The sequence below is a fragment of the Shigella sp. FJ200513 genome, from assembly GCF_040495915.1.
Lineage (GTDB): Bacteria > Pseudomonadota > Gammaproteobacteria > Enterobacterales > Enterobacteriaceae > ECMA0423.
In genome coordinates this window covers 1-12,375 of record NZ_JBDYCV010000103.1, presented here as the reverse complement: position 1 = coordinate 12,375, position 12,375 = coordinate 1, and the positions used below count along the sequence as shown (strand labels likewise).

The window sequence follows — 12,375 nt, the reverse complement described above, 5'->3', positions numbered from 1 at the left end:
GGTGGAGCTGCATGACAAGGTCATCGGGCATTATCTGAACATAAAACACTATCAGTAAGTTGGAGTCATTACCCCGTGAGCGCTACTCAACAACGCTATCTGAGGAATAGTGATGTTCAGGCGCATCGCTGCAAAATCAAAGTTAATTGTGGCATCAGGTACAGCTTTCAGTAAATTGATGCATTTATTGTTTTGCTGCTGGGCTAACTCGGGAAATGCACTGCTATTAAGGCCAATTCGTTCAAGGAGTACCTGGTTAAAACAGGGCATTAACCCACCTGATTTATCACCTGTATTTTCTGTTGTCGATTCAAATACGATATCCTGTGAACCAATGAACTCATCATTACGCCAGAGATCCACCCGATACACGCCCGCAGGTTGATGATTACCTCTCTCAAAGCGCGATAAATCAGCAACGGATGTGCCATTCTCTAATAAAAATGCCGGGTTGAAATAACTTTCCGCATAGCTTAAAAAGGAGGGTAAAATGGCAAGAGATGAATAACAAATTCCGGCCAGACACCAGGTATACCTCTGCGGAATATCCGTAGTAGTGGGTATTTTCATAATTAGCTCTGATATTGTCAGATGATTCGGTTAGTTTAAGTTCACTTCTCTGACCGGGGTTACTGAACCATAATCATTAACGGTCTGAAATTTCAGCTTTCCCTGCACTCCTGAGGGTAAGGGAATTTGTGAACTAACTCTGGGTGCCGCCATAGCATTCCCCAACTTTTGGCTGCCCACTTGCAGGTTAACGAGGGTGACATAAAAAGGTGATGGATTATGAACATTGATATAGTTACCGGATCGCGAAAACTTGAGTGTGTCCGGCGCTTCTGCGGGTAATTCTTGTAATTGAATTGGACGGAGAAATAATTTCATGCGCGATAAAATCGCCAGTTGCAAAACATTCCTGCCGTTCAATGCATTTTTATCTACCGAAGGGATCGTCTTAACATTCATCCAGAACAGAGACTCACGATCTGCCGCCAGCGGTGGACCGGTGTAAATAATACGCAAAGTATTTTCGCTTTTGGGTTCACTAACAAATAGTGGCGGTGTAATGATGAATGACTTTTCTTTTACACCGCTGCTGTTTTCAATCCACGAATTGACCAGAAAGAGCTCATTGGTATGGCTATTTTTAATCCATACCGCAGTCTGTTTAGCATCAGCGGGATAAATAATACGCGTGGCACCTAATGCGATCCCTCCGGCAGCATGGGCGCTGGCCGAAATGATTAAATAAAATATCATGAGCATCAATAACTTTATTTTAGTCATCATAGTTAATACGCCTTGTGTATTCCTGACGGCAAAAATAAGGAGTATAAAGAAATGATTGCTTTGGCTTCTTACAACACATCATTCCCTTTTCATTTAATAAAGCGGCATGATACAAAGTGAACGTGGTTTCGATTTACATTGCCACCATACCGCTTCAGACAACCGGTACATTACTTTGTTATAAGACGTGATATATAATTCAAAACAACGTGGTTTTGATTATTCGTATCTCATAATAAAAGTCGCGTCAGCATTTGCTTGCCCTGCTGATGCACTTGTACCGGTGCCTTTATAACGTGCAGAAAAATGAAGAACGTTGGTCCCGGGGATCAAGTTCTGGTTGGTTGAGAAGCTATTCCCATCAGGTTTGAGAATTGCGGATGTATTATCAAGTATTTCAATACCGACACCCGTTGCTGTTGTTGTATTTGTACTGGATACAATGGCCAATAAATTATCATTGATTGCATCAGCCTGACCAGAAAATGCAACGGCAGCATTAGCGGCAACAACAGGATCGCAGTCGTTCAACTGAATGGTGAATGGAATTAATGCAGAGGTATTACCAACAGCATTGAAAATATCGGTACGATATTGACCGAGTGTGACAACCTGGTCTGCCGAGTCAGTATTCACTGAACAGGCAGCATTCACCAGTTCGCCTTCAAAGTGAATTGTACCGCCATCTACAACGGCAGCATAACTACCCGTAGCGGCGAATAGTGCGGCAGCCAGCGCAGACGAAATAAATCTTAATTTCATATATATTCCTTCAATCTCATTTATCGACTCCACATCCGTATATAACCGATTACTTTATTTAAGACACTGATAGTAGTAAAATTCCTTTTTATCCTCTAAGAATGTCTTAATTGAAAATATGCACTCTATTCTAAAAAATAGAGAGCCCCGTTAGATGAATACTTCCGCGCAAAATATATTCACCACAAATATAGACCTGAAGCGGTAAATTACCAGGCTGAAAATTCTTTTTATATTGTCAGGTATTTCTTAAATTATCTTAATCCTTAAACAAGGAAATAAATCAGTTCCAGATTTACAACGCCATCATGTACGAAAAATGAAGCTTTCAATCTCAGCGACCTCAGCGACGGTGCGCCTAACCTTCGCAAGAGGTCGCTTCACGCGATAAATCTGAAACGAAACCTGACAGCGCGCCCCGCTTCTGACAAAATAGACGCATCCCCTTCGACCTACGTAACAGATGGAATCCTCTCTCTGATGGCAGCAAAGATTATTGACGGTAAAACGATTGCGCAGCAGGTGCGCTCTGAAGTTGCTCAAAAAGTTCAGGCTCGTATTGCAGCCGGACTGCGGGCACCAGGACTGGCCGTTGTGCTGGTGGGTAGTAACCCTGCATCGCAAATTTATGTCGCAAGCAAACGCAAGGCTTGTGAAGAAGTCGGGTTCGTCTCCCGCTCTTATGACCTCCCGGAAACCACCAGCGAAGCGGAGCTGCTGGAGCTTATCGATGCGCTGAATGCCGACAACACCATCGATGGCATTCTGGTTCAACTGCCGTTACCGGCGGGTATTGATAACGTCAAAGTGCTGGAACGTATTCATCCGGACAAAGACGTGGACGGTTTCCATCCTTACAACGTCGGTCGTCTGTGCCAGCGCGCGCCGCGTCTGCGTCCCTGCACCCCGCGCGGTATCGTCACGCTGCTTGAGCGTTACAACATTGATACCTTCGGCCTCAACGCCGTGGTGATTGGCGCATCGAATATCGTCGGTCGCCCAATGAGCATGGAACTGTTGCTCGCAGGTTGCACCACCACCGTGACTCACCGCTTCACTAAAAATCTGCGTCATCACGTAGAAAATGCCGATCTGTTGATCGTTGCCGTTGGCAAGCCAGGCTTTATTCCCGGTGACTGGATCAAAGAAGGCGCAATTGTGATTGATGTCGGCATCAACCGTCTGGAAAATGGCAAAGTTGTGGGCGACGTCGTGTTTGAAGACGCGGCTAAACGCGCCTCATACATTACGCCTGTTCCCGGCGGCGTTGGCCCGATGACGGTTGCCACGCTGATTGAAAACACGCTACAGGCGTGCGTTGAATATCATGATCCACAGGGTGAGTAACATGGCGACATTTTCTTTAGGTAAACATCCGCACGTTGAGCTGTGCGACTTGCTGAAACTGGAAGGCTGGAGCGAAAGCGGCGCGCAGGCGAAAATCGCGATTGCCGAAGGCCAGGTGAAAGTCGACGGTGCGGTTGAAACGCGCAAACGCTGCAAAATCGTCGCCGGTCAGACAGTGAGTTTTGCAGGACACAGCGTACAGGTTGTTGCCTGATCCCTTTCCCGGCCTGTATCAACAGGCCGGTTCTCTTTTCAGACTTTTGCCCTCTACGCCCCGTTCATCCATGCTGATAGCATCGACATTTTGCCGAAGCGACCATCATGCCAACCGTTATTACGCACGCCGCCGTTCCCCTTTGCATTGGTTTAGGGTTGGGTTCGAAAGGTCTGTTATTTGCCGGAATCATCCTGGCGATGCTGCCCGATGCCGACGTATTGTCGTTTAAATTTGGCGTTGCTTACGGCAATGTTTTTGGTCATCGCGGTTTTACCCATTCGCTGGTGTTTGCGTTTGTTGTCCCGCTCTTATGTGTGCTGATTGGACGTCGATGGTTCAGGGCTGGGCTGATTCGCTGCTGGCTGTTTTTAACCGTCTCGTTGCTATCGCACAGCTTACTGGATTCGGTAACCACTGGCGGTAAGGGCGTTGGCTGGCTGTGGCCGTGGTCAGATGAACGCTTTTTCGCTCCCTGGCAGGTGATTAAAGTCGCGCCGTTTGCATTGTCTCGTTACACCACAGCGTACGGGCATCAGGTGATTATTTCCGAATTGATGTGGGTGTGGTTGCCGGGGATGCTACTGATGGGAATGTTGTGGTGGCGCAGACGATAACCGGATGCGAAAACTCGCATCCGGCAATTGCGCAATTACTTACGACGCCAGGTGGTCCCTTGCGGGCCATCTTCCAGCACGATCCCCATCTCGTTAAGACGGTCACGTGCCGCATCTGCCGCCGCCCAGTCTTTCGCTTTACGGGCATCCAGACGCTGTTGAATTAACGCTTCAATCTCAGCCACTTCGCTGTCGTCTGCCTGCGCGCCGCTTTGCAGGAACGCTTCCGGTTCTTGCTCCAGCAGGCCCAATACAGCGGAAAGTTTACGCAGGTGAGATGCCATTGCATTCGCCGCTGCCATATCTTCTGCTTTCAGACGGTTCACTTCACGCGCCATATCAAACAGCACGGAATAGGCTTCCGGGGTGTTGAAATCGTCGTCCATCGCTTCAATAAAGCGCGCTTCAAACGCTTCGCCACCGGCAGGCGCAACGGTTTTATCTGTGCCGCGCAGCGCAGTGTAGAGGCGCTCCAGCGCCGCACGCGCCTGCTTCAGGTTCTCTTCGCTGTAGTTCAGCTGGCTGCGATAGTGGCCCGACATCAGGAAGTAACGCACGGTTTCCGCGTCGTAGTATTTCAGCACATCGCGCACGGTAAAGAAGTTACCCAGCGATTTGGACATCTTCTCGCGGTCAACCATCACCATTCCGGAGTGCATCCAGTAGTTCACATACTGACCATCATGGGCACAGGTGGACTGCGCGATTTCGTTCTCGTGGTGCGGGAACATCAGGTCTGAACCGCCGCCGTGGATATCAAAGTGGTTACCCAGCTGCTTGCAGTTCATGGCCGAACATTCAATGTGCCAGCCAGGACGACCCGCGCCCCACGGAGACGGCCAGCTCGGTTCGCCCTCTTTCGACATCTTCCACAGAACGAAGTCCATCCGGTTGCGTTTGTCATCAACCACGTCAACGCGCGCGCCAGCCTGCAGCTGGTCGAGATCCTGACGCGACAGCACGCCATAAGTTGGATCGGTCGGGACGTCGAACATCACGTCGCTGTTGTCCGCCACATAAGCGTGACCTTTGGCGATCAGTTGTTCAGTGAGTTCAATAATTTCTGCGATATGGTGCGTCGCGCGCGGCTCCATATCCGGGCGCAGAATGTTCAAAGCATCAAAATCTTTGTGCATTTCGGCGATCATGCGATCCACCAGCGCCACAAAGCTTTCGCCATTTTCATTGGCGCGTTTGATGATTTTGTCGTCGATATCGGTAATGTTGCGCACATACTTCAGTTTATAGCCGAGGAAACGCAGATAGCGCGCAACCACGTCAAAAGCAACAAAGGTACGCCCGTGACCGATATGACAGAGATCGTAAACGGTGATTCCACACACGTACATGCCGACTTCCCCGGCGTGAATAGGCTTAAATTCCTCTTTTTGGCGTGTCAGAGTATTGAAGATTTTTAGCATCGAAGATTCCGTTTAGACATGTGTGGGTAATTGAGTTGCGTATAATACCCATATTTCCCGCGCGAATCAGCATACATTGCGTGATGATCCGATCGTGCGGTTATGCTATAACACCACCCTATATATGACCCGAACTGGGTTGAAGCACCAATCAAACGGAACAGGATGCAAAAATGGTTACTTTCCACACCAATCACGGCGATATTGTCATCAAAACTTTTGACGATAAAGCACCTGAAACAGTTAAAAACTTCCTGGACTACTGCCGCGAAGGTTTTTACAACAACACCATTTTCCACCGTGTTATCAACGGCTTTATGATTCAGGGCGGCGGTTTTGAACCGGGCATGAAACAAAAAGCCACCAAAGAACCGATCAAAAACGAAGCCAACAACGGCCTGAAAAATACCCGTGGTACGCTGGCAATGGCACGTACTCAGGCTCCGCACTCTGCAACTGCACAGTTCTTCATCAACGTGGTTGATAACGACTTCCTGAACTTCTCTGGCGAAAGCCTGCAAGGTTGGGGCTACTGCGTGTTTGCTGAAGTGGTTGACGGCATGGACGTGGTAGACAAAATCAAAGGTGTTGCAACCGGTCGTAACGGTATGCACCAGGACGTGCCAAAAGAAGACGTTATCATTGAAAGCGTGACCGTTAGCGAGTAATCGTGGCGACACTCTTTATTGCAGATCTTCATCTCTGCGTGGAAGAACCGGCGATCACCGCCGGTTTTCTGCGTTTTTTAGCGGGGGAAGCCCGCAAGGCCGACGCGCTGTATATTCTTGGCGATCTGTTTGAAGCATGGATTGGCGACGACGATCCCAACCCACTCCATCGCCAGATGGCGGCAGCGATCAAAGCGGTGTCCGATTCCGGCGTTCCCTGTTATTTCATTCATGGCAACCGTGATTTTCTGCTCGGCAAACGCTTTGCCCGTGAAAGCGGCATGACATTATTGCCGGAAGAAAAGGTGCTCGAACTTTATGGTCGCCGGGTGTTGATTATGCATGGCGACACGCTGTGCACCGATGACGCGGGTTATCAGGCTTTTCGCGCCAAAGTCCACAAACCCTGGCTGCAAATGCTATTCCTCGCCCTGCCGTTGTTTGTGCGCAAACGCATTGCCGCGCGAATGCGCGCGAACAGCAAAGAAGCCAACAGCAGTAAATCGCTGGCGATCATGGACGTTAACCAAAACGCTGTGGTCAGTGCGATGGAAAAACATCAGGTGCAATGGCTAATCCACGGGCATACCCATCGCCCGGCGGTGCATGAACTTATCGCCAACCAGCAACCTGCTTTTCGCGTGGTACTGGGTGCCTGGCATACGGAAGGTTCGATGGTGAAAGTCACGGCTGATGACGTTGAGCTGATTCATTTTCCGTTTTAAAAAACCCACAACTTTGCTGATTTCACAGCCACGCAACCGTTTTCCTTGCTCTCTTTCCGTGCTATTCTCTGTGCCCTCTAAAGCCGAGAGTTGTGCACCACAGGAGTTTTAAGACGCATGTCTTCCCGCAATAATCCGGCGCGTGTCGCCATCGTGATGGGGTCCAAAAGCGACTGGGCTACCATGCAGTTCGCCGTCGAAATCTTCGAAATCCTGAATGTCCCGCACCACGTTGAAGTGGTTTCTGCTCACCGCACCCCCGATAAACTGTTCAGCTTCGCCGAAAGCGCCGAAGAGAACGGTTATCAGGTGATTATTGCGGGCGCAGGCGGCGCAGCGCACCTGCCAGGCATGATTGCCGCCAAAACGCTGGTGCCGGTGCTGGGCGTGCCAGTACAGAGCGCCGCACTGAGCGGTGTCGATAGCCTCTACTCCATCGTACAAATGCCGCGCGGCATTCCGGTGGGTACGCTGGCGATTGGTAAAGCTGGCGCGGCAAACGCGGCATTACTGGCAGCACAAATTCTCGCGACTCACGATAAAGAGCTACACCAGCGTCTGAATGGCTGGCGCAAAGCCCAGACCGACGAAGTGCTGGAAAACCCGGACCCGCGAGGTGCGGCATGAAACAGGTTTGCGTCCTCGGTAACGGGCAGTTAGGCCGTATGCTGCGTCAGGCAGGCGAACCGTTAGGCATTGCTGTCTGGCCGGTCGGGCTGGACGCTGAACCGGCGGCGGTGCCTTTTCAACAAAGCGTGATTACCGCTGAGATCGAACGCTGGCCGGAAACCGCATTAACCCGCGAGCTGGCGCGTCATCCGGCCTTTGTGAACCGCGATGTGTTCCCGATTATTGCTGACCGTCTGACTCAGAAACAGCTTTTCGATAAGCTCCACCTGCCGACCGCGCCGTGGCAGTTACTTGCCGATCGCAGCGAGTGGCCTGCGGTGTTTGATCGTTTAGGTGAACTGGCGATTGTTAAGCGTCGCACTGGTGGCTATGACGGTCGCGGTCAATGGAGTTTACGCGCCAATGAAACCGAACAGTTACCGGCAGAGTGTTACGGTGAATGTATTGTCGAGCAGGGCATTAACTTCTCTGGTGAAGTATCGCTGGTTGGCGCGCGCGGCTTTGATGGCAGCACCGTGTTTTATCCGCTGACGCATAACCTGCATCAGGACGGTATTTTGCGCACCAGCGTCGCTTTTCCGCAGGCCAACGCACAGCAGCAGGCGCAAGCCGAAGAGATGCTGTCGGCGATTATGCAGGAGCTGGGCTATGTGGGCGTGATGGCGATGGAGTGTTTTGTCACCCCGCAAGGTCTGCTGATCAACGAACTGGCTCCGCGTGTGCATAACAGCGGTCACTGGACACAAAACGGTGCCAGCATCAGCCAGTTTGAGCTGCATCTGCGGGCGATTACCGATCTGCCGTTACCGCAACCAGTAGTGAATAATCCGTCGGTGATGATCAATCTGATTGGTAGCGATGTGAATTATGACTGGCTGAAATTGCCGCTGGTGCATCTGCACTGGTACGACAAAGAAGTCCGTCCGGGGCGTAAAGTGGGGCATCTGAATTTGACCGACAGCGACACATCGCGTCTGACTGCGACGCTGGAAGCCTTAATCCCGCTGCTGCCGCCAGAGTATGCCAGCGGCGTGATTTGGGCGCAGAGTAAGTTCAGTTAAGCAGGTGCTCATTTGATTGCCGGATGCGGCGTAAACGCCTTATCCGGCTTACCGCTCCGGTACCCATTGTAGGCCTGATAAGACGCGTCAAGCGTCGCATCAGGCATGGTGCACCGATTGCCGGATGCTCTCATCACTACAGCGAAATACAGGTCCCCGCTTCGCCCGCCAGCGTCTCTTCAATTCGCGATAACGCCCCAATCCACGCGGGTTTACTACGGCTTCTGACATAACCACTCACCGCCGTTACCTTCGGCCCCATCGAACCATCGGCTTTGGCAAATGGCGCTAACTCATCCGGTGTGGCATGGCGAATGGCACGTTGCTGCGGCGTTCCCCAGTTTTCATATACCGCATCAGCATCGGTGAGGATCACCAGTCCATCGGCATTAATCTGCTCGGCGAGCAACGCAGCGGCGAGATCTTTATCAATCACCGCTTCACTCCCTGCCCCATCTTCCGTCACAGGCACACCGCCGCCGCCACTGCAAATCACCACATGCCCCTCTTTGAGCAACAACTCGATGGCTTCGCTGTCGAGAATTTTACGCGGTTGCGGAGACGCCACCACCCGGCGCAAATATTTACCATCACGTTTCATCTGCCAGCCGTAAGCCGCTTCCAGTGCCTCTTGTTCTTCTGGCTGATAAACCGGACCAATAAATTTCTCTGGCTGCAAAAACGCCGGATCATCAGGCGAAACCTCAATGCGCGTCAGCACCGTCGTAACAGGCGGCATCTGCGGCTGTGCGCTCAAGCTCTGCGCCAGCATATAGCCAATCATCCCCTGGCTTTCCGCCACCAGTACATCCAGCGGATACGGTTCTACCTCTTTCCACGCCAGATTCTGTAACGCCAGCAGCCCCACCTGCGGCCCGTTGCCGTGAACAATCGCCAGCCGATAAGAACGGGCCAGGCGTGCCAGCGCGGGTACAGCACTGGCGATATTGCGATATTGATTTTCCGCCGTCAGCGCCTCACCGCGCTGGAGTAAGGCGTTGCCCCCAAGAGCTACAACCAGTGTTTTCATGGTTTTCCTTGTAATAATTGTTGGCCAAGCCAGAACCCCAGCAGCGTATCTGCCCCTGACGTATGCCCCAGCGCCAGCAGCGAATCAATCGCAACAGCGGTACGTTTCGGGCAACTCAGAGCATGGACAAAGTGCAGGAGTGGCGAGGCGAAATATCCTTGCGCGGCATAACGTAAATAACTGACGCTCACCGCTGTGGTAACGAGTTGAAGATTGTCGGAACAGGCAAAAAACGGGCGACCGGCGCGCGCATCTAAAGCGCCATAATACCAGGCCGCCAGCAGCATTCCGCTCAACGTGTCATCATGACTTGGCGTTAATCCGGGGCCTTTACCCAGCCAGTGCCGCCAGTCGGTCTTAACGCCATTGAGCGCGGCCTGAAAACAGTGACGAAACTGGCGTAATTCAGCGGGCAGCGGATCGCTTGCCGCCATCGCCAGTGGCCCGAAAAGTCCGGTTTCCTCCGCGCGTTGCATCCATGCAGCTGCAAGCGGTTGAGGATGCGAAGGCGGCGTAATACGCAGCAAACAATAACGCTGTGGCTGTTTAACCGTGAAACGCCCGAGGCGAATCCCTTGAGCCACAACCTGTGGTCGTTCATTGCCGCATAATCCACCGCATAACGCATCGAATTGCGTGCGGCGAAATTACACATTCCCGTCAAGCTATAGAAGAAACGCTGCCCTGGCTTTCCTCTTTTGGCGCTGACCCAACGGGTGGGATGACCCGTTTACTTTATTCGCCGGAATGGCTGGAAACCCAGCAGCAATTTAAAAAAAGAATGGCAGCAAGTGGGCTGGAAACACGTTTCGATGAAGTGGGGAATTTATACGGTCGCCTGAGTGGCACCGAATATCCACAGGAAGTGGTTCTGAGCGGTTCGCATATCGATACCGTGGTTAACGGCGGTAACCTCGACGGGCAATTCGGCGCGCTGGCGGCGTGGCTGGCAATTGACTGGTTGAAAACGCAATACGGCGCACCGTTACGTACGGTCGAAGTGGTGGCGATGGCAGAAGAAGAAGGCAGCCGCTTCCCGTATGTCTTCTGGGGCAGTAAAAATATCTTTGGGCTGGCGAATCCTGACGACGTGCGGAATATCTGTGATGCCAAAGGAAATAGTTTTGCCGATGCGATGAAGGCTTGCGGATTTACTCTGCCGAACGCCCCACTAACTCCGCGTCAGGCTATAAAAGCCTTTGTTGAACTGCATATTGAACAGGGCTGTGTGCTGGAAAGTAATGGGCAATCAATTGGCGTGGTGAATGCAATTGTCGGGCAGCGTCGCTATACGGTGACGCTGAACGGCGAATCAAACCATGCAGGCACCACGCCGATGGGTTATCGTCGTGATACGGTTTACGCTTTCAGTCGCATTTGCCATCAGTCGATCGAAAAAGCGAAAAAGATGGGCGATCCGCTGGTTCTGACCTTTGGCAAAGTAGAGCCGCGCCCGAATACGGTAAATGTGGTGCCGGGTAAAACCACGTTCACCATTGATTGTCGTCATACCGACGCTGCCGTGCTGCGCGATTTCACCCAACAGTTAGAAAACGACATGCGGGCGATTTGCGATGAAATGGACATTGGTATTGATATCGATTTATGGATGGACGAAGAACCCGTGCCGATGAATAAGGAGCTGGTCGCCACCCTGACAGAATTGTGTGAAAGAGAAAAACTGAATTACCGGGTGATGCACAGTGGTGCCGGGCACGACGCGCAAATTTTCGCGCCTCGCGTACCAACCTGCATGATTTTTATCCCCAGCATCAACGGGATCAGCCATAACCCGGCGGAACGCACCAATATTACTGACCTTGCCGAAGGGGTCAAAACGTTGGCACTCATGCTTTATCAACTTGCCTGGCAGGAATAAGGAGTCATAAATGGGATATTTAAATAACGTCACCGGTTACCGCGAAGATTTACTGGCTAACCGTGCGATTGTTAAACACGGTAATTTCGCACTGTTAACCCCGGATGGTCTGATAAAAAATATTATTCCGGACTTTGAAAATTGTGACGCGACAATCCTCTCCACGCCAAAGCTGGGTGCCTCTTTTGTTGATTATCTGGTCACACTGCATCAAAACGGTGGCAACCAACAGGGCTTCGGTGGCGAAGGCATTGAAACGTTCCTGTATGTGATCTCTGGAAATATCACTGCCAAAGCCGAAGGCAAAACATTTGCCTTAAGCGAAGGTGGCTATCTTTATTGCCCACCAGGCTCCTTAATGACGTTTGTTAACGCCCAGGCCGAAGACAGCCAAATCTTTTTATATAAGCGCCGCTATGTTCCGGTAGAAGGCCATGCACCGTGGCTGTTTTCTGGCAATGCCAGCGAACTGGAACGCATTCACTATGAAGGTATGGATGATGTGATCCTGCTGGATTTTCTGCCCAAAGAGTTAGGTTTTGATATGAACATGCATATCCTCTCTTTTGCACCAGGTGCCAGCCACGGTTATATCGAAACACACGTTCAGGAACATGGTGCCTATATTCTTTCCGGTCAGGGGGTTTATAACCTCGGTAATGCTGCCAACTTACTGATTTAGTGTATGATGGTGATTTTAAGGTGCTTGCGTGGCTTCCATTTCCATC

13 protein-coding genes and 3 pseudogenes are annotated in these 12,375 nt (G+C 51.3%); 10 read left to right on the top strand and 6 right to left on the bottom strand.

Features of this window, described 5'->3' with window-relative positions; translation table 11 throughout:
- Nucleotide 1 precedes the first annotated feature (1 nt).
- Nucleotides 2-58, top strand: a complete 57-nt coding sequence (locus ABZJ92_RS17505; protein ID WP_003032489.1) for an IS1 family transposase — start codon at nt 2-4, stop codon at nt 56-58.
- A 2-nt stretch (nt 59-60) separates the two neighbouring features.
- Here the strand turns inward: ABZJ92_RS17505 and ABZJ92_RS17500 are convergent.
- From ABZJ92_RS17500 to fimA, 3 genes and pseudogenes are all read right to left on the bottom strand, one after another.
- Nucleotides 61-570, bottom strand: a pseudogene (locus ABZJ92_RS17500) (FimD/PapC N-terminal domain-containing protein); the annotation flags it as partial.
- A gap of 30 nt (nt 571-600) precedes the next feature.
- The gene (gene fimC / locus ABZJ92_RS17495; RefSeq protein WP_000988387.1) at nt 601-1,293 is read right to left on the bottom strand and encodes a type 1 fimbria chaperone FimC; all 693 of its coding nucleotides are present in this window, start codon (nt 1,291-1,293) and stop codon (nt 601-603) included.
- A gap of 219 nt (nt 1,294-1,512) precedes the next feature.
- A complete protein-coding gene (gene fimA / locus ABZJ92_RS17490; protein WP_005052927.1) occupies nt 1,513-2,055 on the bottom strand; it encodes a type 1 fimbrial major subunit FimA in 543 nt (180 codons plus the stop codon).
- A gap of 480 nt (nt 2,056-2,535) precedes the next feature.
- Between fimA and folD the strand changes: the two genes are divergently transcribed.
- The 3 genes from folD (at nt 2,536) to ABZJ92_RS17475 (ending at nt 4,233) form a co-directional block, all read left to right on the top strand.
- The gene (gene folD / locus ABZJ92_RS17485) at nt 2,536-3,402 is read left to right on the top strand and encodes a bifunctional methylenetetrahydrofolate dehydrogenase/methenyltetrahydrofolate cyclohydrolase FolD (RefSeq protein WP_000729155.1); all 867 of its coding nucleotides are present in this window, start codon (nt 2,536-2,538) and stop codon (nt 3,400-3,402) included.
- Nucleotide 3,403: 1 nt separating this feature from the next.
- Nucleotides 3,404-3,616, top strand: a complete 213-nt coding sequence (gene ybcJ / locus ABZJ92_RS17480) for a ribosome-associated protein YbcJ (RefSeq protein WP_000190288.1) — start codon at nt 3,404-3,406, stop codon at nt 3,614-3,616.
- Nucleotides 3,617-3,723: 107 nt separating this feature from the next.
- Nucleotides 3,724-4,233: a metal-dependent hydrolase gene (locus ABZJ92_RS17475; RefSeq protein WP_001143523.1), complete on the top strand. Its 510-nt coding sequence runs from the start codon at nt 3,724-3,726 to the stop codon at nt 4,231-4,233.
- A gap of 35 nt (nt 4,234-4,268) precedes the next feature.
- Here ABZJ92_RS17475 and cysS read toward each other — a convergent pair whose 3' ends face one another.
- On the bottom strand, nt 4,269-5,654 hold the full coding sequence (gene cysS / locus ABZJ92_RS17470; protein ID WP_000912360.1) for a cysteine--tRNA ligase: 1,386 nt from the start codon (nt 5,652-5,654) through the stop codon (nt 4,269-4,271).
- Nucleotides 5,655-5,827: 173 nt separating this feature from the next.
- On the opposite strand from cysS, the gene ppiB reads away from it, so the two are divergent.
- The 4 genes from ppiB (at nt 5,828) to purK (ending at nt 8,738) form a co-directional block, all read left to right on the top strand.
- Complete coding sequence (ppiB, locus tag ABZJ92_RS17465) at nt 5,828-6,322, top strand: peptidylprolyl isomerase B (protein WP_000255996.1); 495 nt, start codon at nt 5,828-5,830, stop codon at nt 6,320-6,322.
- A 2-nt stretch (nt 6,323-6,324) separates the two neighbouring features.
- Nucleotides 6,325-7,047, top strand: coding sequence for a UDP-2,3-diacylglucosamine diphosphatase (lpxH, locus tag ABZJ92_RS17460; protein WP_000212252.1), 723 nt, complete (start codon nt 6,325-6,327; stop codon nt 7,045-7,047).
- 117 nt (nt 7,048-7,164) lie between these two features.
- Nucleotides 7,165-7,674, top strand: coding sequence for a 5-(carboxyamino)imidazole ribonucleotide mutase (purE, locus tag ABZJ92_RS17455; protein ID WP_005052935.1), 510 nt, complete (start codon nt 7,165-7,167; stop codon nt 7,672-7,674).
- Complete coding sequence (purK, locus tag ABZJ92_RS17450) at nt 7,671-8,738, top strand: 5-(carboxyamino)imidazole ribonucleotide synthase (protein ID WP_000815547.1); 1,068 nt, start codon at nt 7,671-7,673, stop codon at nt 8,736-8,738. The genes purE and purK overlap by 4 nt, the downstream gene beginning before the upstream one ends.
- 136 nt (nt 8,739-8,874) lie before the next feature.
- Here the strand turns inward: purK and ABZJ92_RS17445 are convergent, their stop codons facing one another.
- Nucleotides 8,875-9,768 carry a carbamate kinase gene (locus ABZJ92_RS17445; protein WP_000855389.1) on the bottom strand — a complete coding sequence of 298 codons (894 nt, stop codon included), beginning with the start codon at nt 9,766-9,768 and terminating at the stop codon, nt 8,875-8,877.
- Nucleotides 9,765-10,412, bottom strand: a pseudogene (locus ABZJ92_RS17440) (oxamate carbamoyltransferase subunit AllH family protein); the annotation flags it as partial. The gene ABZJ92_RS17445 and the pseudogene ABZJ92_RS17440, both read right to left, overlap by 4 nt.
- A gap of 2 nt (nt 10,413-10,414) precedes the next feature.
- Here ABZJ92_RS17440 and allC point away from each other — a divergent pair.
- Both allC and allE read left to right on the top strand, forming a co-directional pair.
- On the top strand, nt 10,415-11,647 hold the full coding sequence (gene allC / locus ABZJ92_RS17435) for an allantoate deiminase (protein WP_024259180.1): 1,233 nt from the start codon (nt 10,415-10,417) through the stop codon (nt 11,645-11,647).
- Between the two features lie 10 nt (nt 11,648-11,657).
- Nucleotides 11,658-12,308 (top strand): annotated as a pseudogene (gene allE, locus ABZJ92_RS17430) ((S)-ureidoglycine aminohydrolase); the annotation flags it as partial.
- Between the last annotated feature and the right edge of the window lie 67 nt (nt 12,309-12,375).

Bases quoted from the DNA above. Each gene is read 5' to 3' on its own strand.
- fimC (WP_000988387.1), bottom strand. From the start codon at position 1,293: ATGATGACTAAAATAAAGTTATTGATGCTCATGATATTTTATTTAATC.
- fimA (WP_005052927.1), bottom strand. From the start codon at position 2,055: ATGAAATTAAGATTTATTTCGTCTGCGCTGGCTGCCGCACTATTCGCC.
- folD (WP_000729155.1), top strand. From the start codon at position 2,536: ATGGCAGCAAAGATTATTGACGGTAAAACGATTGCGCAGCAGGTGCGC.
- ybcJ (WP_000190288.1), top strand. From the start codon at position 3,404: ATGGCGACATTTTCTTTAGGTAAACATCCGCACGTTGAGCTGTGCGAC.
- ABZJ92_RS17475 (WP_001143523.1), top strand. From the start codon at position 3,724: ATGCCAACCGTTATTACGCACGCCGCCGTTCCCCTTTGCATTGGTTTA.
- cysS (WP_000912360.1), bottom strand. From the start codon at position 5,654: ATGCTAAAAATCTTCAATACTCTGACACGCCAAAAAGAGGAATTTAAG.
- ppiB (WP_000255996.1), top strand. From the start codon at position 5,828: ATGGTTACTTTCCACACCAATCACGGCGATATTGTCATCAAAACTTTT.
- purE (WP_005052935.1), top strand. From the start codon at position 7,165: ATGTCTTCCCGCAATAATCCGGCGCGTGTCGCCATCGTGATGGGGTCC.
- purK (WP_000815547.1), top strand. From the start codon at position 7,671: ATGAAACAGGTTTGCGTCCTCGGTAACGGGCAGTTAGGCCGTATGCTG.
- ABZJ92_RS17445 (WP_000855389.1), bottom strand. From the start codon at position 9,768: ATGAAAACACTGGTTGTAGCTCTTGGGGGCAACGCCTTACTCCAGCGC.